This is a genomic window from Bifidobacterium biavatii DSM 23969 (genome assembly GCF_000741165.1).
GTDB lineage: Bacteria > Actinomycetota > Actinomycetes > Actinomycetales > Bifidobacteriaceae > Bifidobacterium > Bifidobacterium biavatii.
On the sequence record NZ_JGYN01000027.1, the window covers coordinates 34,456 to 55,185 of the forward strand.

Annotated in this window: 19 protein-coding genes; 16 read left to right on the forward strand and 3 right to left on the reverse strand. The window is 64.0% G+C overall.

All coding sequences use genetic code 11. The annotated features are described in order from the left end of the window. Positions 1-74 precede the first annotated feature (74 nt). The 4 genes from BBIA_RS09335 to BBIA_RS09350 all read left to right on the forward strand — a co-directional run bounded on the left by BBIA_RS09335 (position 75) and on the right by BBIA_RS09350 (position 4,302). Positions 75-1,121: a DMT family transporter gene (locus BBIA_RS09335; RefSeq protein ID WP_081892222.1), complete on the forward strand. Its 1,047-nt coding sequence runs from the start codon at positions 75-77 to the stop codon at positions 1,119-1,121. Next, positions 1,102-1,851, forward strand: coding sequence for a helix-turn-helix domain-containing protein (locus BBIA_RS09340; RefSeq protein WP_033492001.1), 750 nt, complete (start codon positions 1,102-1,104; stop codon positions 1,849-1,851). The genes BBIA_RS09335 and BBIA_RS09340 overlap by 20 nt, the downstream gene beginning before the upstream one ends. 214 nt (positions 1,852-2,065) lie before the next feature. Next, positions 2,066-2,878, forward strand: coding sequence for a histidine phosphatase family protein (locus tag BBIA_RS09345; RefSeq protein ID WP_033492010.1), 813 nt, complete (start codon positions 2,066-2,068; stop codon positions 2,876-2,878). Between the two features lie 134 nt (positions 2,879-3,012). Continuing rightward, on the forward strand, positions 3,013-4,302 hold the full coding sequence (locus BBIA_RS09350) for a uracil-xanthine permease family protein (RefSeq protein ID WP_033492011.1): 1,290 nt from the start codon (positions 3,013-3,015) through the stop codon (positions 4,300-4,302). A 90-nt stretch (positions 4,303-4,392) separates the two neighbouring features. On the opposite strand, the gene BBIA_RS09355 is transcribed toward BBIA_RS09350, so the two are convergent. Then, positions 4,393-5,331 (reverse strand): AraC family transcriptional regulator, encoded by a 939-nt coding sequence (locus BBIA_RS09355; protein WP_238548486.1) that lies wholly within the window; start codon positions 5,329-5,331, stop codon positions 4,393-4,395. Between BBIA_RS09355 and BBIA_RS14945 the strand changes: the two genes are divergently transcribed. The 6 genes from BBIA_RS14945 to BBIA_RS09380 all read left to right on the forward strand — a co-directional run bounded on the left by BBIA_RS14945 (position 5,233) and on the right by BBIA_RS09380 (position 10,473). Continuing rightward, a complete protein-coding gene (locus tag BBIA_RS14945) occupies positions 5,233-5,634 on the forward strand; it encodes a hypothetical protein (RefSeq protein WP_238548488.1) in 402 nt (133 codons plus the stop codon). The genes BBIA_RS09355 and BBIA_RS14945 overlap by 99 nt on opposite strands. 85 nt (positions 5,635-5,719) lie before the next feature. Beyond that, a complete protein-coding gene (locus BBIA_RS09360) occupies positions 5,720-5,911 on the forward strand; it encodes a hypothetical protein (protein ID WP_033492015.1) in 192 nt (63 codons plus the stop codon). A 198-nt stretch (positions 5,912-6,109) separates the two neighbouring features. Continuing rightward, a complete protein-coding gene (locus BBIA_RS09365) occupies positions 6,110-6,820 on the forward strand; it encodes an SDR family oxidoreductase (RefSeq protein WP_033492017.1) in 711 nt (236 codons plus the stop codon). Between the two features lie 405 nt (positions 6,821-7,225). Continuing rightward, entirely contained in the window at positions 7,226-9,187 is a 1,962-nt protein-coding gene (locus BBIA_RS09370) for a DEAD/DEAH box helicase (RefSeq protein ID WP_033492132.1), read from the forward strand. Between the two features lie 201 nt (positions 9,188-9,388). Continuing rightward, the gene (locus BBIA_RS09375; RefSeq protein ID WP_033492133.1) at positions 9,389-10,141 is read left to right on the forward strand and encodes an AzlC family ABC transporter permease; all 753 of its coding nucleotides are present in this window, start codon (positions 9,389-9,391) and stop codon (positions 10,139-10,141) included. Further along, on the forward strand, positions 10,138-10,473 hold the full coding sequence (locus tag BBIA_RS09380; RefSeq protein WP_033492019.1) for a branched-chain amino acid transporter permease: 336 nt from the start codon (positions 10,138-10,140) through the stop codon (positions 10,471-10,473). The genes BBIA_RS09375 and BBIA_RS09380 overlap by 4 nt, the downstream gene beginning before the upstream one ends. Before the next feature lie 81 nt (positions 10,474-10,554). On the opposite strand, the gene BBIA_RS09385 is transcribed toward BBIA_RS09380, so the two are convergent. After that, complete coding sequence (locus BBIA_RS09385) at positions 10,555-11,823, reverse strand: glycoside hydrolase family 3 N-terminal domain-containing protein (protein WP_152600461.1); 1,269 nt, start codon at positions 11,821-11,823, stop codon at positions 10,555-10,557. Between the two features lie 230 nt (positions 11,824-12,053). Between BBIA_RS09385 and BBIA_RS09390 the strand changes: the two genes are divergently transcribed. Then, positions 12,054-15,311 (forward strand): UPF0182 family membrane protein, encoded by a 3,258-nt coding sequence (locus BBIA_RS09390; RefSeq protein ID WP_033492020.1) that lies wholly within the window; start codon positions 12,054-12,056, stop codon positions 15,309-15,311. 151 nt (positions 15,312-15,462) lie between these two features. On the opposite strand, the gene BBIA_RS09395 is transcribed toward BBIA_RS09390, so the two are convergent. Continuing rightward, on the reverse strand, positions 15,463-16,263 hold the full coding sequence (locus BBIA_RS09395; protein WP_051923947.1) for an ABC transporter permease: 801 nt from the start codon (positions 16,261-16,263) through the stop codon (positions 15,463-15,465). Between the two features lie 400 nt (positions 16,264-16,663). Between BBIA_RS09395 and BBIA_RS09400 the strand changes: the two genes are divergently transcribed. The 5 genes from BBIA_RS09400 to BBIA_RS09420 form a co-directional block, all read left to right on the forward strand. Further along, positions 16,664-17,737 carry an ABC transporter substrate-binding protein gene (locus tag BBIA_RS09400; RefSeq protein ID WP_033492138.1) on the forward strand — a complete coding sequence of 358 codons (1,074 nt, stop codon included), beginning with the start codon at positions 16,664-16,666 and terminating at the stop codon, positions 17,735-17,737. A 2-nt stretch (positions 17,738-17,739) separates the two neighbouring features. Continuing rightward, positions 17,740-18,930, forward strand: a complete 1,191-nt coding sequence (locus BBIA_RS09405) for a nucleoside hydrolase (protein ID WP_033492021.1) — start codon at positions 17,740-17,742, stop codon at positions 18,928-18,930. Positions 18,931-19,036: 106 nt separating this feature from the next. Then, positions 19,037-19,561, forward strand: a complete 525-nt coding sequence (locus BBIA_RS09410; RefSeq protein ID WP_033492022.1) for a GNAT family N-acetyltransferase — start codon at positions 19,037-19,039, stop codon at positions 19,559-19,561. A 371-nt stretch (positions 19,562-19,932) separates the two neighbouring features. Continuing rightward, positions 19,933-20,532, forward strand: a complete 600-nt coding sequence (gene pth, locus BBIA_RS09415) for an aminoacyl-tRNA hydrolase (protein WP_033492026.1) — start codon at positions 19,933-19,935, stop codon at positions 20,530-20,532. Next, the coding region (locus tag BBIA_RS09420) for a hypothetical protein (RefSeq protein ID WP_035138315.1) at positions 20,522-20,730 on the forward strand (209 nt) is incomplete at its 3' end. The genes pth and BBIA_RS09420, both read left to right, overlap by 11 nt.

The window sequence follows — 20,730 nt, forward strand, 5'->3', positions numbered from 1 at the left end:
CCGTTTTGTTATCGTAACGTTCCGTGAACAAGCAGTCGAACGAGCAAAACGGCAACGGACAAGGGCAGTCGGACATGCAACAACGGCGGGAACAGGGCGCGGCGGTCAAAGTGTCCCCGTCACTGGCCCGGCTCATGCTGGTGGTCAACGCGGCCGTGTGGGGCTCCGGATACACGATCCTCAAGCACGTCCAGCAGACCATTCCCACCCAGTGGATGATGGTGCTGCGCATGGGCGCGGCCGCCATCATCCTCGGCATCGTATTCCTGCCGCACCTGCGCCGCATCGGCTTGCGACGGTACGTGATCCCCGGCATCCTGCTCGCGCTCTCGTTCTGGCTCGGCTACATCTTCCAACTGTGGGGCCTGTCACTCACGGCCCCCGGGCGCAACGCGTTCCTGACCGACACGTACTGCGTCATGGTGCCGTTCCTCATCTGGGCGCTCACCAAACGCCGGCCCACATGGCAGCACATCATAGCCACGTTCGTGTGCGTGGTCGGCATCGGCTTTGTCTCGCTCAGCGGAGGCGGGGGAGCGGACCTGTTCCGCATCAGCTTCGGCGACGGCATCACCATCGTCGGCGCGTTCTTCTTCGCGCTCAACCTCGTCACCGTCGGCATGCTCGGCCGCCGCTACGATGCGACAGGACTCATGTTTTCGGAATTCGCATTCACGGCGCTGCTGTTCCTCATCGGCGCCGTGCCGACCGAAGGCGCGCCGCAGGCTGGATGGCTGCGTTGGGATCTTATCGCCGGGCTCGCGTATCTCGTGATCGGCTCGACCATCATCGCCCAACTGTTCCAGACCATCGCCGTGCAGCATCTGCCCACCGCGCAGGCGTCCATCATCCTGAGCACGGAAAGCGTGTTCGGCGTGCTCGTCTCCGTGCTCTTCTACGGCGAAATCCTCACTGCGCAGTCGGTGACCGGCTTTGCGCTCATCTTCTGCGCGATCATCCTGTCCGAAGTCGCGCTGCCCAGCCCGTTCCGCCGGCGGCGCAAGAACGGGGAGCGAGCCGGAGACGACGCGGCCAAAGATGATGCGGTCAAGGCCACGAACGAGGACAAGGACAAGGAGGCCGCGGTGAAGGAGGCGGCGCATGGACCAGATCGCCAGTGAGGCGAAACTGCGCTACCTCGACTTTATCTCGCGCGAGGACCGCATCCGGCACCACCGCTACGTCGAGGAAATGAAACAGTACGATCTCATGCGCTCCGGCGACGGCGCTGCCATCGCAGAAAGCGCGCGGTTGTGGGATTCCGGCCTGTACGGGCATCTGTCCGACGATCCGGTGCGCAACGCGAAATACCGGTTCGTCACGTCGATCACGCTCGCCACGCGCTTTGCCATCGAAGGCGGCATGGACGAGGAGGACGCCTACAACGCGTCCGACCTGTACATTCAGGACATGGACCGGTGCAAGGACGCCAACGACGTGCGCCGACTGCACACCGACATGATGACGTTCTTCACATGGGCCATGGCCGACATGCAGAAATCCGAAATCCACTCCAAGGCCGTGGCCGAAACCATGGACTTCATCCACTATCATCTGCACGAGCGAATCACCGTCGAGCGTCTCGCCGAACACGTCGGCCTCAACCCCACGTACCTGTCCGAACTGTTCGCGCGCGAAACCGGCACGCCGATATCGAAGTACGTTACGGCCAAACGTATGGAAGCCGCCGAGAACATGCTCAAGTACTCCGACTATTCGCTCGGCGAGATCGCGCAGATCCTCGCCTACCGTTCGCAAAGCCACTTCACCAAGGTGTTCCGCGAGCACGCCGGCATGACGCCCGGCCAGTATCGGCGCAAGTACGCGCAGACCGGCATCTGGCCGGAGTAGACAGCTCGGACACGTTGCCGCGACCGTTGGCGTGTTTCGATCGGCCGTGCGCCCGACGTGCCGGCCGGGCCGACGGCGGCCGCCGACGCATGCGGTGACATGCGGCTGTACGTTCGGTGAATTCTTCCCGCGGCGGACGAATTCGCCCGCCCGGCAACGTTGCCGTACGATACGGTAAGACAACGAAGTACGATCCGAAAAGAGGAACACGGCTATGGGAATGCCGCTTGATTTGTATGTGATCCGACACGGAGAGTCGGAGGCGAACGTGATCATCAGCGCCGGCGAGCAGGGCGATAACTCGCTGTACACGCAGGACAACGTCACCGTGCCCGACCGGTCGTGGCGACTTACTTCAACCGGCCGCAAGCAGGCCGACTGCATTGGACGCTGGCTCGTCGACCAGCAGCAGCTGTTCGACCGCTATCTCGTCTCGCCGTTCGTGCGCACGCGCGAAACGGCCGCCACGATGGCGCTGCCGAAGGCGAAATGGGAGGAAACACGCGTACTGCGCGAACGCTCGTGGGGCGAGATCAACACGATCACCAAGGACGACTTCCGCGACAACTACCCGCGCAACTGGATGTTCAAGAACACTGACCCGCTGTACTGGCGTCCGCCGGCAGGCGAGTCGATCGCCGACGTGGCCGAAAACCGCGTGCACAACCTGCTCACGTCGCTCGACCGCAAGTCCGACGCGCAGTCGGTGGTGATGGTCAGCCACGGCGACCTAATGCTCGCGCTGATGCTCGTGCTCGAGGATCTGTCGGATGAAGAGTTCATGCATCGCGCTGCGTCGCCGGAGTGGCAGATCACGAACTGCACGTGTCTGCATTATTCGCGGCGCGATCCGGCGACCGGGCGTACGTACAAGCGGTTCCGTTGGGAGCAGACCGCGCGTCCGGTGCTCAACGAGGAGAACGGCAAATGGGAGGTCCAGGTGACCGACTGGCGCTCGTTCAAGAAGCCGACGCTGTCCAATGGCGATCTGGTGGACGTGGTGCACGCCGTCGACCCGCATCTGTGAGGCCGTCGTCCCTTTGCCCCGCCCTTCTCCCTCGCCCCGAAATGTGAAGTACCGGTGAACAGGCTACAATGGCTCACGATGTGCGGGCGCATGACGTAGCGCGTCCGCTCGGAGAGAACCGAAGGAGTTCACCTATGAAAAGCCTGTTCACCTGGGCGCTGCACGGCGACGGCAAGACGCTCGCCCCCGGCGAGGTCGTCGAACCCGACGAGCGCCTGACCTGGCCGCGGACCGCCGGCATCGGCGCGCAGCACGTCGTCGCCATGTTCGGCGCGACCTTCCTCGTGCCGATCCTCACCGGCTTCGACCCGTCGACCACGCTGTTCTTCACCGCGCTGTCGACCGCCCTGTTCCTGCTCATCAACAAGAACGTGCTGCCGAGCTACCTCGGTTCGTCGTTCGGCTTCATCGCGCCGATCACCGCCGTCACCACCGCGCACAAGGGTATCGCTGTTGCCAGCTTCGGCATCATGGTCACCGGTCTGCTGCTCGCGCTCGTCGGCGTGGCCGTGCACTACGCCGGCTCGAAGTGGATCGACATCATCATGCCGCCGGTAGTCAACGGCGCGATCGTCGCGATCATCGGCTTCAACCTGGCCCCCAGCGTGTGGAACAACTTCAAGGCCGCGCCCGACACTGCACTCGTGACTTTGGTTGCCGTGCTGCTGGTCGCCGTGCTGTTCAAGGGTCTTGCGGGCCGACTCAACATCCTGCTCGGCGTGATCATCGGCTATGCGTACGCGTGCGTGCGCGGCCAGGTCGACTTCTCCGCCATCGGCAAGGCCGCGTGGATCGGCTTCCCGCAGTTCCACACGCCGCAGGTCGACTTCTCGATCCTGCCGATGTTCCTGCCCGTCGTGCTCGTGCTCATCGCCGAGAACGTCGGCCACGTCAAGTCCGTTGCGCAGATGACCGGCCGCGACTACGACAATCAGATGGGCACCGCCCTGTTCGCCGACGGCCTCGGCACCGCGATCGCCGGCTTCGGCGGCGGCTCCGGTACCACCACGTACGGCGAGAACATCGGCGTGATGGCCGCCACCAAGGTCTACTCGACCGCCGCGTACTGGTGCGCCGCCGGCTTCGCGCTGCTGCTGAGCCTGTGCCCGAAGTTCGGTGCGATCATCAACACCATTCCGGCCGGCGTGCTCGGCGGTGTCACCACGCTGCTTTACGGCATGATCGGCATGATGGGCATCCGCATCTGGGTTGAGAACAAGGTCAACTTCGACAAGCCGCTCAACATCATGGTCGCCGCAATCGTCATGATCATCGCCATCGGCCAGTTCGAGTTCGCGTTCAGCGGCATCCAGTTCAACGGCATCGCCATCGGCACGATCGTGATCCTCGTCGCCTACCACGGCCTCAAGGCCATTGGCAAGGCGACCGGCACCATCGCCAAGGACGATCCGGATATCCTGTAGTCCGCGGTCCGGCTACCTCGGATTTGGCTCTTGCGGCCGTCAAGGCTCCCTTCGTGCGAAGGGAGCCTTTTTGCTGCGCGTTGAGGTAGTCTATGGTCGCGACCGGAACGCGCCGGGTGTGACGCCGACGCGTTTGCGGAAGACGTTCACGAAATAGCTCGCTGTGGAAAAGCCGCACGCCCGTGCGATCTCTGCAACCGACCCGTTCGTCTCGCGCAGAAGCCGGCGCGCTTCTTCGACGCGGCGTTCGGTCAGGTATTCGTTCGGTGTGCGGCCCACGTACCGGTTGAACAGGATGCAGCACTGGCTTCGGCTGACGCCCCCGGCGGCCGCGATGTCGTCCAGTCCGAGCGGATCGCGGAACCTGCGCTGGATGATGCCGGTCATTTCCAGCACGCTCATGCGATTGCCCTGCTCGGCGGCCATGTCGTTGCCGGTGTCGCCTGGCTGGTTCGGTTGGAACCGATCGAGCACCTTGTCGCACAATTCAATCGCGGCCGCCACCGCTGGCAGCGGATCGGCGACAATGACGGCCGTTGTCGTGCCGCTCGTGCCATTCGTCCCGGTCGTCCCGATCGCCGGGCCACGTGCCGAGACGCGGCCGTCGATATTGCTGTCGGCGATGCTGCGGACGACGCTACCCGCGGCGTCGCCGCCGATGCTGATGACGGCGTCGGCGTTCCGGTCGGCGCGACCTCGGCGACCGCCGTGCATGCCGCCGCCCGGCATGAGCCGGATCACGCGTTCGATCGCCGTCAGCACGTCGCGCTGCCAGTCCACGTCCGGCGTCAGATGCAGAAAGTCCTCCATATGCTGTGCGAACGCGCGTTCGCAGCGCGCCGTGGTGTCCGCCGTCAGATTCTCGAATAGCGTCGGGCTGATCACCGCACACGAGAACCAGGTTTCCCGCCGTTCGGGAGAAAACCCGTAATGCAGACGGCTGGAATTCACCACGATGCCTTCGCCGGGGCGCAGTATCTCGACATGTCCGTTGACGAAGTAATGCAGTTCGCCGCTGACGACGTGAATGAATTCGAGATCGCGGTGCCAATGGCATGGGCAGCGATAGTCGGGGAAACTGGACAGCGGATCGCAGTATGCGTAGATCGGCAGTTCGGGAATGTTGTAGTAAATACGCTCAGACAGATCCGAAAACACAGTGACCCGCTTCGTTGGCGACGCCATGGCCCCTCCTATGTCTTGGAACAGCAGTCAATCTACTATTTTGATATTACCGTGGCGGGAAGTTCAATAAATGCACAGGTGTCGGCATATCTACTGATTTATTATAAAAACATCTTCCAGCTGCAGAGGAAGATCGCAAAAAGCTAAGAAACAGCAACCTGCCGAAGCAAAGGTGTGGACGATTTCGTTACACCGGGACATCTTCGGACGCATAGATCAAGGAGTGATTGCGATGCGTGACCATGCACTGAAGAACAATGCCGAATCCATTGCCGTACTGTCCGAACTGATTGCCGAAGGCAACCATCTACTCGACCAGTTCTTTGCGTACTGCCGTGCGTGGGTGGCCCGTCAGCTCGTCCAGCCGGACGAGGAGAACTGGTGGGCGATGTGGTATCCGAAGAACGCCGCGCAGATCGCGTGACCGCTGCGCGGATGGCGTGACGGCGACGGCGCCGCGGCGCGGTCATCACGCTTTGTCGTTGCCCGGCGCGCTGCTGGGCGAAACGCGGGTCTAACCGGTTCGATATGCTGACATGAGTTTTGCCGCACGTCGCGGCAACGCTGCGGCGACTGCGCCGCACATACGCCACAATACGCAAGGACGCAAGGAGGCAGCATCATGGCAACATCGGACGGCAAGAAGATCGCGATCGTCACCGGCAGCGCGCTCGGACTCGGCTACGAGCTGGCCCGTCAGTTGATCGGCAAGGGCTGGTTCGTCGCGGGCATCGACTTCAACGCCGAACGCCAGGCCGAACTCGCGGACGAATTCCCGGCCGACTCGTATCGCGGCTTCGTCGGCGACGTGTCCGACGAGGCGTTCGTGCGCGAATCCGTCGCCGCGATCGCCGCGATCGGCCACATCGACCTGCTCATCAACAACGCCGGGCAGCCGTCGTTCAAAGTGCCGACCGGGTACGTGGCGGCCGACGTCGACAAGTGCCTCAAGGGGCTCAAGGGCATGATCCTGTGGTCGGTTGAAACGCTCAAGGCCGACGGCGAGGCCGATCTCAAGATTGCGAACGTGATGAGCACCGCCGCCACGCGAGGCAACGCGAACGAATCCGTGTACTGCGCGACCAAGTGGGGTGAAAAGGGCTACACGCAAAGCCTCAAGGCCGCGTACAAGGGCACGAGCGTGAAAATCGTCGGCGTGTACCCGGGCGGCATCGACACACCGTTCTACCGCGACAGTCACGACTACGTGTCCGAGGAGAAGCAGCACACGTTCATGAACGCGGGCCAGCTGGCCGAAGTGATCTTGTTCAACCTCGTCAACGAGGCGAACCTGACCGTCTCCGACATCCTCATCGAACGCAATTATGTGTGAATGAGCGAGCCGGTTCCCGGGGTTGGCACCGATAATCCCAGGAACCGGAAACCTCACATATATTCACAAACCGTAACACCGTGATCGGCTTGGGCAGTGGTTTTCCCACCGAAAAGCGAACATGACCGGTTCCCGGGATTTTCTCCGAACAATCCTGGGAACCGAAAAAACGGCGAAAGTAGTGGGCATGGGCTACAGTGGCTCAGTTTGCGCACCTTGCGCGAGAACCTGAGATGAAAGGCCACCGTGCCCAAGACCAAAAAATTCGCGAAAAACAATCACCAGAAGCCCTATCGGTCCAATAAGGGTTATAAAGGCCATAAGGGCCATAAGAACGACACGCCCGCCAAGTCGTTCACCGGAGAGACGGCCGAACCGTTCGCCGTCACCACGACCGCTGCCGACATGGAGCCCGTTCCATTCGCCGAGCTCGGCGTGCCCGATCCGCTGCTGCGCGTGCTCGCCGCCGACGGCAAGACGGAAGCGTTCCCCATTCAGGCCGACACGCTGCCCGATTCCCTGCGAGGCCGCGACGTGCTCGGCCGCGGCCGCACCGGCTCCGGCAAGACGCTCGCCTTCTGCATCCCACTCGCCGCCCGCCTGTGCCAGGCCGCATGGGAGCCGGGCATGTCGATGGCCGACTACCGCCGCAACGTCAAAGCCGTGCGCCAAAGCCGGCTCGAAGAACGTCGCGCCGATGATTTCATGCCGCATCCGCGCGGACTCATCCTCGCGCCCACGCGCGAGCTCGCCAACCAGATCAACGACGTGCTCCAGCCGCTCGCCCAGATGGCCGGTATGACCACTACCACCGTGTACGGCGGCGTCAAATACAGCCGTCAGATCCGCGATCTCAAGTCCGGCGCGGACATTGTCGTCGCCTGTCCGGGCCGTCTCGAGGACCTGCTGCGGCAGGAAGCGCTTGTCCTGTCCGACGTGCAAATCGTTGTGCTCGACGAAGCCGACGAAATGGCCGACATGGGCTTCCTGCAGCCGGTCAAGCGCATTCTCGCGCAGATTCGCGCCGACGCGCAGCACATGCTGTTCTCCGCCACGCTCGACCATGGCATCGACGAGGTCGTGCGCGAGTTTCTGCGCGACCCGAAGGTGCACAGCGTCGCCGAACCGGCCGACGCGGCCGACACGATGGAACAGCACGTGTTCGAGATCGAGAAGTCCGACAAGAATGACATGGTGCATGCGCTCGCGTCCGGCGTCGGCAAGCGCATCCTGTTCACGCGCACCAAGTTCCAGGCGAAGAACCTTGCCAAGAAACTCACCCAGTCTGGCATCCCCGCCTCCGAGCTGCACGGTAATCTGTCGCAAAACCAGCGCGACCGCAACCTGGCCGCATTCGAGCAGGGCGACGTGAACGTGATGGTTGCCACCGACGTGGCCGCGCGCGGCATCGACGTGAGCGACGTGGAGCTGGTAGTGCAGGTCGACCCGCCGGAGGATCCCAAGTCGTTCGTGCATCGTTCGGGCCGCACCGCGCGCGCCGGCAAGTCCGGCGTGGTCGTCACGCTCGTGGCGCCCGACCAGCGGCGAGAAGCCCGTCGCATGCTCAAGGCCGCCGGCATCAACGTGAAGCCGGTCAAAGTGCGCCACGATTCGCCCGAGGTGCTTGAGCTCGTGGGACAGACCGCCGAGCTCGTGGAAGGCTGGAGCCTTGACCAGACGCAGCCGGCCGGCAACCCGCGCGGGCGCAAGGGCCGTGACCGCAACGGTCGTGGCCGTGGCGGTGATTTCGGTCGCGCGCTCGATCACCTGCCGATCGACGAGCCGAGCAACGCGATGACGGACGAGGAGCGCGACAAGCTCACCGCACGCCTGGAGCATCAGCGCAACGCGGCCAAGAAGGAGCGCCGCCGCCGTCGCGCCGCCGAACGACTGGAACGAGCTTCCCGGTCATCCGCAGCAACGGATGCCGCGCATGACGGTGAGACCCGTGTCGGCGCGCCCGCGACGAACCGCGCCGATCGCCGTTCCGGACTGAACGATCCGGATGCGGAGCGCCGCGACTATTTGTTCGAGCACCCCGAAGAGCGCCGTGGCGGCAAGCCCGGCACCGGCCGCAACCGTAGCGAACACGGCGAGCGCAATGATCGCCATGATCGGACCGGTCGATACGATCGTCGCGATCGCAATGATGACCGTCGCACACGCCAAGTTCGCGAACGCGGCGGCAACAACGGCGGCAAGCGCATCCACCGCGACGAAAACCGCATCGTGAGCGATGAGCGCGGCGAAGCCGTCAAACGGCACGAACGCCGCATGGCCGCCAAATACGGCAACACGGACGGTCCGCGCCGCCGTCATTCCAAGATCAAGCGCGCCCCGTTCCGTATGGGCGGCAAGGGCCGCTGACGGTCGTCCGATCCCGTGCACGGTGTCTGGGGCACGGGATCGGCGGTCTCATGGCCGGCCGGAAATCCGCCGGACGCGCCGCAGCGGGCCACGGCATGGTATCGGGTTTCGTTGCCGGGCGCATACGGCATAAGATGATCCCTCGTGACGAATCAAGAACCGCTTCCGCCCGCCGGCGTCGCCACGGCCGGCGGCATCCGCATGCGCGCCCTGCGCACCGCGCTGCCTCTCACCCTGCCGATCGCCGCCGGATTCCTGTTCCTCGGCTGCTCGTACGGCCTGCTCATGCATGCCAAGGGCTTCTCGTTCTGGTATCCGGTGTGCATGGCGTACTTCATCTTCGCCGGGTCGATGGAGTTCGTGACCGTGAACCTGCTGTTGTCTGCATTCAACCCGATCGCCGCGTTCCTGCTGGCGATCATGGTGAACGCGCGGCATCTGTTCTACGGCCTGTCGATGCTTGAACCGTATCGCGGCACCGGCTGGAAGAAACCGTACCTGATTTTCGCGATGTGCGACGAATCGTTCGCGATCAATTCGTCGGCGACGATTCCGGCGGACGTGGACCGTGGCTGGTTCATGCTGTTCGTGAACCTGCTCAACCGCTGGTATTGGATCATTGGCACGGCGATCGGCTGGCTGGTCGGCGGCCTGCTGCCGTTCTCCACGAAGGGCATCGAATTCGTGCTCACCGCGCTGTTTTTGGTGATCTTCCTCGATCAGTGGATGGGCCAGAAGCGGCATGTGCCGGCGATGGTCGGTGTGCTCGCGTCCGCGTTGTGCTTGGTCCTGTTCGGCGCGGACAGGTTCATGATCCCGTCGTTGGTGCTGATGCTGGTGCTGTTCGTCGTGCTGCGGCCATATTTGGACAAGCCTCGCGACGACGACCGCGATGCGGTGATGGACGATGCCGCGAAGCGCGATGCGACGACGATGGAGGGGGAGTTACGATGACCATGACGTTTTGGCAGTCCGTGGCGACGATCGCGGTTGTCGCGTTCGGCACGATGCTCACGCGGTTTATTCCGTTCCTGCTGTTCCCCGAGTCGAAGGAGCCGCCCCGGTTCATCCGGTATCTGGGCAACGTGCTGCCGTATGCGATGACAGGCCTGCTCGTCGTCTACTCGCTCAAGGACGTGTCGCTGGTTTCCGGATCGCACGGTGTTCCCGAGGCGATCGCCATGCTGGCGATCATCGGGCTGCACGTGTGGAAGAAGAACATGCTGCTGTCGATTGCCGGCGGCACTATCCTCTACATGGCGCTCGTCCAGCTCGTCTTCGTCTGACGCGCAGGCGGTCGGTGATGGAAGCCGGCCGTCGGATGCCTTTTTCGTCGTGGAAAGCGTGCCGAAAGAGCACGGCGGGCGTCAGTCTGCGAGCTGCATCTCATACTTGAGGGTCATGACGCGTTCGGCTGCGCGCGTGGCCTTGTCTGCGAACGCGGCGTCGGCGTGCGCGCGGGTCAGCAGCCCGTCGAGAATCGGCTGCACGTAGGACAGGTCTCCGATGCACGCCAGATCGCCACCCGCCTCGACGAACCGCACGCCGAGCTGATCGGCCGGCACGCCGCTCACGGCCGTCGCCGACAGCGAATCGGACGTGACCACGCCCTCATAGCCGGTTGTGCTACGCAGATAGCCGTCGATGATCGTCGACGAAAACGCGGCCGGATGTTCCGCGTCGATCAGCTGGTAGGTCGCCAGCGACATCATCACCATCGCCGGCTCGGCCTCGCGGATCACGCGTGTGAACGCGCCGATTCCCGGTCCGTCCAACGCCGTGGTCGCGTCGACGATGCCGTCCGCGGTGAAATCCGTGTTGCCGCTCACCGCGCCCAGGCCGGGATAATGCTTGACTGACGCGGCCACGCCGGCGTCATGCATTCCCTGTACGAACGCGATCGCATGATCGGCGTTGCCGTTCGCATCCAATCCGAAATCACGGTTCAATGCGCCGATCGGCGCGTTCGTCGCACGATTCACGCCCACCGTGTCCACGACCGGCGCCAGATCGACGTTGACACCGGCCTGCGCGAGCTGCGCGCCCCACGCCGCTGCCGCGTTCCGCAGACCGGTCGCATCCATGCGCCCCTGTTCGACGGCCGACGGCATCGCGTCAAAGCCGGGGCCTTGCAAGTGCTGCACGAGGCCGCCCTCCTGATCGGCGGTTACCAGCAGACGGTTCCCCTCAGGCGCATACGATTGCAGCGCGTCGGTGGCGGTTTTCACCGCGGCAACTCCGCCGTTCCAGTTGCCGATGAGCAGTACGGACCCGACATGCCGGTTCGCGATCAGATCCTGCAGTACGGACGGATCATTGCCGACGAACAGCGGCGCCATAACCAGCTGACCGATCCGCTCCTCGAGGCTCATCGACGCGACCGCGCGTTTCGCCTTGCCGGCGGGGGAGTCGTCGAGTGGGTTGGGCACGGCGCTCGCTTCGTGGTCATTATGATTCGGCGACGATTGCGGCCGGACGGAGCCGGATTGTCCGGTCGATCCCGGCTCTGATTGTTCCGGTCGCGACGGCCGCGTTTCGGATTGCGCGGGCGCGCCGCCGTTCGCTGCCGACGATCCGGTCTGCGTGCACCCGCACACCGTTACCGTCACGATCAGACACAGCAGCATCGCCAGCATCGAGCGGATGCGCGAGCTCCGGCACCGCACCATCAATCCTTTCACGCGCTTGATTATCGCACATGGGTCCAATCATTCGCCGCACGGATATCCGATGCCAAAGCCGCGCGCGGCGATGGGAGCGTTGCCATCACGGCGGCAACGCGGGCAACGGGACCCCGAAACGCTACGAGAACACGGGAAAAGCTCTGGGCGAAGATCACTCCGCACCTGACGATACGCTGGGAGACATGTCATTTTTCGATGCTTTCGGACCCCTATTTGACCCTGACGAACGCCCTGGCGCAAGTCGGCGCAAGGCCGCGGACGACGATCCGGTGATCCTGGACGTGCAGGCGGACGGCGACGACGCGTCATCGTATCAGGCACCCGACGGCGACGCCGGCCAGCCTCCGCGTCGCCCGAACAATCCGCGCATCGCGCGTCGCCCCAGCCAACCCAAGCCGAGCCGCGGATCGGCGATCCTCATCGGCGTCGTCGCTGCGCTCGCGGTCATCGTCGGCCTGTTCTTCGGCCTCGCCCAGTTCATCACCGACCTCATGTGGTACGGCCAGCTCGGCTTCCAAAGCGTCGTCTGGACGCAGCTGGGCACCAAGGTCGGCCTGTGGGTCGCCTACGCGCTGCTCATGGCCCTGACCGGATTCGTGTCCGCCATGCTGGCGATTCGGGCGCGCCCTGACTCGTCCGACGGTTCGACGATCCGATTGAACGGTGATGTGATCGAAATCGGCAAGGGCGTGGCGTCTAGAACCGCACGTCGCGTAGCCGTCGTCGTGTCGTTGATCGTCGGTGCCGTATTCGGCTCCCAGTTCAACGCGAACTGGGCCGACGTGCTGCTCATGTTCAACGCGCAGCCGTTCGGCACCACCGACCCGCAGTTCGGTCTCGATAACGGCTTCTACGTGTTCGTGCTGCCCGGCCTCAAACTCGTCGTGGCCGCCGTCTCCATGCTCCTGTTTATGGGGCTGCTGTTCTCGCTCGTCACGCACGTGCTCATGGGCGGCGTCCGCTTCACCATGCCCGTGCACGGCCGAGGCATCCTCGACGTGACCAAGCGCGCCCGCCGCCAGATCGCCGTCTGGTTCATGCTCAACATGTTCGCATGGGCCGCACGCCAGGTCATCGGCGTGTTCACGCATCTGACCGAACAGGGCAGCCGCATCACCGGCGCGACCTACACGACCGTCAACGCGACCATCCCCGTTACGTTCGTCATGGCCGCGATCACCGTCATTCTCGGCGTGTTCCTCGGCATTTGGCTCATGAAGTCGCATGCGCTCGAAGGCCCGGCCAAGCCCACCGTGCGTGCGGCCGCCGCGCTCAAGGCATGGCGGGTGCCCGTCGTCGCCATCGCCTCGGCGCTCGTCGTCTCCATGGTGCTCACCGTCGTCTGGCCGATGCTGCTGCAGCGCTTCAAGGTCAACCCGAACGCGCAGGAAATGGAATCTACCTACATCCAGCGCAACATCAAGGCCACGCAGCAGGCGTACGGACTCGACAAGGTGAAGGTCGAACAGTATCAGGTCACCACCAAGGGCGAATCCGGCGCGCTCGCCAGCGAGGCGGACACCACCGCGCAGATCCGACTGCTCGACCCGCAGATCGTCTCCCCGACGTTCAAGCAGCTGCAGCAGTCCAAGCAGTACTACACGTTTGCCGACACGCTCGCCGTCGACAAGTACGAGGTCGACGGCGAAAGCCAGGACACGGTGATCGCCGCGCGCGAGCTCGACCTTGACGGACTTGACAACCGCAACTGGGTCAACGACCACACCGTGTACACGCACGGCTACGGCGTCGTCGCTGCATACGGCAACAAGGTGACCGCCGACGGTCAGCCGAAGTTCTTCGAATCCGGCATCCCCACCCAGGGCAAGCTCACCGACTCCGAGAAGTACGAGCCGCGCATCTACTTCTCTCCGAACGCGACCGAATACTCGATCGTCGGTGCGCCGGAAGGCACCAAGTCGTGGGAGTTTGACTATCCGACCGGTTCCGAGGGTGCAACCACCACGTTCAAGGGCGACGGCGGCCCATCAGTCGGCAACATCTTCTCCCGTCTGCTGTACGCGATCCGCTTCGGCTCCGACCAGATCCTCTTCTCCGACCGTGTGACCAGCGCCTCACAGATCCTCTACGACCGTTCCCCGAAGACGCGCGTCGCCAAGGTCGCCCCGTACTTGACGCTCGACGGCCGCGTCTACCCGGCGGTCGTGGACGGACGCGTCAAGTGGATCGTCGACGGCTACACGACCTCCGACGCGTACCCGTACTCGCAGATGACCGACCTGGGCGCGGCCACCGCCGACTCGACCACGGAAACGTCGGACACGGTGCAGGGCCTCGGCTCGCAGCAGGCCAACTACATCCGCAACTCGGTCAAGGCCACCGTCGACGCGTACGACGGCTCCGTCGACCTGTACGTGTGGGACACATCCGACCCGGTCATCAAGGCGTGGCAGCGGATCTTCCCCGGCCAGTACCACCAGCTCTCCGACATCTCCGGCGACCTGATGAGCCACCTGCGCTACCCGGAAAACCTGTTCAAGGTGCAGCGCGAGCTGCTCGCCAAGTACCACGTCTCGTCGGCCAACCAGTTCTTCTCCGGTGAGGACTTCTGGCAGACGCCCGTCGACCCGACCGAATCCGAGGCCGCGCAGGCCAAGGACATCCTGCAGCCGCCCTACTATCTGACGCTGCAGACCGGCGGCACGAACGAGCCGATCTTCTCGCTGACCTCCTCGTACATCCCCGCCGGCACGTCCACGCGCGAAATCCTCACCGGCTTCCTGTCGGTCGACTCCGACGCCGGCAACGAGCAGGGCGTGATCGGCGCGAACTACGGCACGATACGCCTTCAGGAACTGCCGAAGGACTCCAACGTGCCCGGCCCCGGACAGGCACAGAACAACTTCAACGCGGACGCCGACGTGTCCAAGGAGCTGAACCTCCTGCAGTCCGGTTCCACGAACGTGGTGCGCGGCAACCTGCTCACCCTGCCGCTCGGCGGCGGACTCGTGTACGTGCAGCCCGTGTATGTGAAGTCGAGCGGCTCGACGTCGTTCCCGCTGCTCAAGAAGGTGCTCGTCGCTTTCGGCGATCAGGTCGGCTTTGCCGATACGCTCGACGAGGCGCTTGACCAGGTGTTCGGCGGCGATTCCGGCGCGTCCGCCGGCGACGCGGAGAACGCGGCCGGCGGGTCGGGCGGTGCTACGCCCGGTTCCGGTTCGACGACGAGCGGCGGTTCGGACACATCGAACGGTTCGTCCGGCACGGACAAGGGCAACGGTACAGCGTCCGGCGGTTCGGCGTCCGGCTCGGGTTCGGCGTCGGCGAACGCCGATCTCAAGGCCGCGCTCGAAGATGCTGCGCAGGCGATGAAGGACTCCGACGCCGCCCTGAAGAAGGGCGACTGGTCCGCCTACGGCGACGCCCAGAAGCAGCTGCAGGAGGCGATCAACAAGGCGCTCGAACTCGAACAGCAGTAAGTCGCTTGCCTGCGGTTCGATTATCATCGGCCGAACAATAACGAGGGGCCGCGGTTCATTCCGTCATGGATGAACCGCGGCCCCTCGCGTCATATCACCGTGCGCATATCACCTGTCGTCGTGCATCGTCGCCGCGTGAATGGCGCGACGATCACTCGTCCGGATTCTCGTCGTTCTCGACCGGCCCGAGCAGGACGCGCTCGCACACGTTCACGATGGCCATAAGCAGCACGGTCAATGCGACGATCACGATCGTCGCGGAGAAGATCAGCGGCGTACGGAACGAGTTGTACGCGGCCTGCAGCCAAATGCCGAGACCCTTGCGCGCGCCCAGATACTCGGCCGTCGTCGCCGTGGCGAAAATGTATGCGGCGCTGATGCGCACGCCGCCGAAGATCTGACGGGCCGCCACACGCAACTTGACGTGCCACAGCGTCCACACCGGGGTCGCGCCGCAGGTCAGCGCCACATCCGAATAGAACTGCGGCACGGCCTTGAGTCCACGGATCGTCTGCACGGCGATCGGGAACAGCCCCCAGAACGCGGTGATGACGATCTTGCCGGAAATCTCAAAACCGAACCAGATCAGAAACAGCGGGGCGATCGTGATCAGCGGCATCGTCTGCGCCGCATACAGCAGCGGATACAGAGCGGCGTTCAGCGTGCGGAAGCAGTAGAACGCGATGCCGACCAGAATGCCAGACAGCACGGCGAACGCGAAGCCAACGAATCCCTCGAACGCGGTCACCTGCGTCGCCGGCCACAACGTTGGCCACGCGTCGATCGTCGCCTGCACGATCTGCGTGGGGGAGGAGAACATGCTCGCCGGAATGTGCGCAAGCCGCACCCAGCCCTCCCATACCGCCAACAGCACGATCACGGCCGTCGTCGTCGCAATGCGGTCCTTGACGCGCTCGCGGCGTTCCTCTTGGTCTTTGCGCTGAGTATCCATCGTCACCTTCCCCTTTCCGTGGGGTGTCTCGTTCCTCACAGCCGGAAGGCGACCTGCGGTAAGGTGAGGAGCCCGCGCGCCGTTCCGTCCGAAACCCAACAAGCCGTACGCATACGGCCATATGGCCATGACCCATTATGAACGGTTCGCGGACTTTGCCCGAACGCCGGCCCGGATTGTCTGACGAACCGGTACAATGGCAGTGCTTCAGCGCCAATGTGTGGCAAACCGGCCGGAATGGATTGAGAGCGACGGCCGGGGGCATTGGGCAAGCGGAATCAGGCCCTCCGGTCGTGCTCTGCCGAACTCCGCTTGAAAGCGTCCCAGAGCGCGGCGCGCGGCAATGCCGCGTTGGGAGAAGAAACTGATTTAGGGAATCATCATGACTTTCACGTCAACCATGCGTAAAACCGTCACCCACGTGCTTGCGGCCACCGCCGCCGCGGCCATGGCATTCGCCGTCGCAGGCTGCGGCAACACCGCCAACAACGCCTCCGACACCTCGTCGAACAAGCTCACCAAGGTCACGTTCATGCTCGCGTGGACGGCCGACACCAACCACATTGGTGTGTACGTGGCCAAGAACAAGGGCTACTTCAAGAATGCCGGACTCGATGTCGACATCGTCGCCGTCGCGCAGGCCGGCGCCGAACAGGCTGTGAACAACGGCGTCGCCGAATTCGCGCTGTCCAACCTGTACAACGCGGCCAGCTACACAGACCTCAAGGGCGCGCACATCAAGCAGGTCCTGCAGGTCCAGCAGAAGCCGAGCGCCATCTGGTGCGCGCTCGCCAGCAACACGTCCATCAAGTCCCCGAAGGACTTCGACGGCAAGACCTTCGCCACGTTCGGCGGCAACGAGTCCGACATCGTCATCAAGCGCATGATCCAGAACGACGGCGGCAAGGGCGAGTTCGACAAGGTCACCGTCGGCACGTCCACGTTCAAGACGCTCGAATCCGGCAAGGCCGACTTCGGCGGCTTCTACGCCACCTGGGAGGGCGTGCAGGCCGAAATGTACGGCCCGCAGCTCAACTGCTTCAGCGAGCCCGACTACGGCGTGCCCGGCAACGGCGACGCGATCGGCATCATCACCAGCGACAAGATGATCAAGGAGAAGCCGGACGTCGTGCGCAAGTTCGTGCAGGCCGCCCAGCAGGGCTACGAGTACGCGTACTCGAACCCGGACGATGCCGCAGCCATCCTCTCCAAGGACGCCGCCGACTACAACCTCGAGGAGGCGTTCGTCAAGAAGAGCATGCACGTGATCGTCGATGGCCAGTACTGGGGCGATCCGGCCAAGATCAAGGACGGCTCGTTCGTGCTCGGCACTAACGACTTCGTCGAAACGCAGAAGCGCTTCGATTTCCTCGGCGAGGGCCACGCCTACACCGACGCCAACGGCAACCCGACCGACAAGGTCCCGCAGGCCAAGGACGGCGCCACCAACGAATTCCTGAAGGGAGCCAAGTAACCATGACCCGCCTCGTGCTCGACGTCGACACTGGCATCGACGACACCCTCGCCCTGTGCTATCTGCTCGCCTCGCCCGAGGCCGAGCTCATGGGCGTCGTCGGCACCTACGGCAACGTGACAGCGCGCGATTCCGTGCGCAATAACCATGCCGTGCTGCGACTGTTCGGGCGCGAGGACATTCCGGTCATGCTCGGATGCGAGGCGCCGTCCTGGTCCGACCTGTTCGAGGTCGACGAGGGCTGTGCCCGCTTCCACGGCTCCAATGGACTCGGCAACGTCGATCCGAAGGACTATCTGACGGATGACGACGTTGCCGCAGTCGGCGCAAGTCGCGGCAATACGGACGCCACGCATGATGCGGCGCTCGCCGACACGATCGATGTGACTGATGCGGGCGACGATCTCGCGTCGTCCGCGCGTCCATCCGTTGCTGCATTCCGTACGCGACTGACCAAGTCTGTCGGCGGCGAACGCGTCGACGTCGAGACGACTGCCGAATCCGCGGCGCTCGCCGACGCGGCCGCCGCATCGCGTGAAGGCGCGGGCGTGCGGTTCATCGTCGACGCGGTGCGCGCGTACGGCCGCGACGTGACGATCGTCGCCACCGGCCCGCTCACCGACGTGGATGCGGCCATCCGGTTCGCACCCGACATCGTGCCGAACCTGCGCCTCGTCATCATGGGCGGCTCGCTCACGCAGGAGGGTAACTGCTACGACCTGATCTGCGAAACCAACATTTTCCAGGATCCTGAAGCCGCGAACCGAGTGTTCCGCTCCGGCGCGGACGTGACCATGATTGGTCTCGACGTGACCCACCAGTGCCTGATGACGCGCGCCGACGCCGACCTGTGGCGTGCGACCGGCACTCGCCGCGGCGCATTCCTCGCCGACATGGTCCGCTTCTACATCAACGCGAACGAGGCCAGCGACCCGATCTTCCTCGCCGGCAGCCCGCTGCACGATCCGCTCGCCGCGGCCGTCGCGCTCGATCGGGCGCTCGTCGGCCTGTTCGACGTCAACATGATGACCGAAACGGCCACTGGCAACGGGCACGGCTTCCGCGGACGCACCATCGGCGACCCGACCAGGCTGCGCGAGTCGCGCAAAACATCTCACGTCGCGCTCACCGTCGACGCGCCGTGCTTCACTGCACGGTTCCGCGACCGGCTCGCCGGACTGTGCGCGGCGTAAGCGGCGCAGAACGGGCGATCGGGCTACGACCGTGCACGTGCGACCGGACGGTGTGCGTGACGCGATGATGCGTGACGCACACCGTCCGGTGCTATGGTCGGTAACCATGCTGAACCATGTCATTCGCCCGGCCGAAGACCGGGATCTTACGGCCATCGCCGACATCTACAACGAGGCCGTCATCCGCGGCGGCGCGTCCGCCGATCTCGAACCAGTCTCGCTCGACGCTCGACGCGCATGGGTCGACTCGCATCAACCGCGTACGAAGTATCCCGTCGTCGTCATCGACGTGATCGACGAGACCACCGGCACCCGCGAGACGGCCGGATTCGGTTCGCTCTCGAAATTCCACCAACGCGCCGGCTACGATGGAGTGACCGAACTGAGCTACTACATCGCCGGCAAGTACCATGGCCGGGGACTCGGCACGGCGATGGTGCGCTGGCTGCTCGATGCCGCCGTTTCGCGCGGATTCCGCCACGCCGTAACCATCATCTACGCCGACAATGCCGGTTCCGTCGCGCTCATGCGTAAGTTCGGATTCACCCGCTTCGGCCTGTTGCCCGCGGCCGTCGCCACGGCCGGCGACGATGTGCTGCACGACATGAGCTACTGGTACAGGAAGCTGTGACAGGACTGTGTCATCGGCTCGGTTCTGATCTGAGATATCCGGCTCATGAGGTCACGCGATGGAAAACAGTGTTGATATTCCACCGCATGATCCGCAGCAAGTCACGCGATGGTAGAACGATGTTGATCTGCCGTCGCGTGACCTCGATACACGGTCATGCGATGGAAAAGAATCGTGTCAGCATCGTCGGGTGACGGTAACGCCCGTCACGCGATGGCAAACGAGCAGGAATTACCATCGCGTGACTCTTGCGTCGAAGATGATGCCGTCGCGGATGCAGCCGATGACGCCGGGAACGGGTATGATTCCTGTGTTTGCGCACGATATGAGACGCCGTGACGGCACGGCGCACGGACGAACAGGGGAGTGACATGGCATCCGATTTCTGGCTGATCGTAGGACTGGGCAACCCGGGCAAGAAGTACGAGGACACGCGGCACAACATGGGATTCATGACCGCCGACGTGCTCGCCGAACGCTGGTCGGTCGCCTTCTCCGACCACAAGGGCCTCGCCATGCTCGGCAAGGGCGCGATGAGCCTGAACGGCCGCACCGTCAAATTCTTCCTCGCCAAGCCGCTCACCTACATGAACGATTCTGGCAACGCGGTCGCCTCCATCAGCGCCTACTACCAGATCCAGCCCGACCGCATCGTCGTCATCCACGACGACATGGATCTGGAATTCGGCCGCATCAAGGTCAAGGCCGGCGGTTCCGCGGGCGGTCACAACGGCATCAAGTCCATCGACCGTTCGCTCGGCACGCCGCAGTACGCGCGCGTGCGCATGGGAGTCGGCCACGCCAAGCGCGGCGCGAACGCGCACGACAACACCGTCAACTGGGTGCTCGGCGGATTCGGCCCCGACCAGCGCAAGCAGCTGCCCGAATTCCTCATGGACGGCGCCGACGCGGCCGAAGAGATTATCTTCAACGGTCTGGCGAAGACGCAGGAGAAGTTCAATGGCCGATAAGGCGAACGCGAAACAGGTCGCGGCGGGGACGGCCGACGTGCACATCGCGCGGCTGTCCAACGGCGCCCTTGCCGGCGTACTCGCCGCGCTCGATAAGGATCCGCGTTTCCACGCGCTTGCGGCCGGCGAAGTCGAGCCGTACGTCGACAAGGACACCGATCCGACCATCACCGTCGGCGCGCCCGAAGGCATCCGACC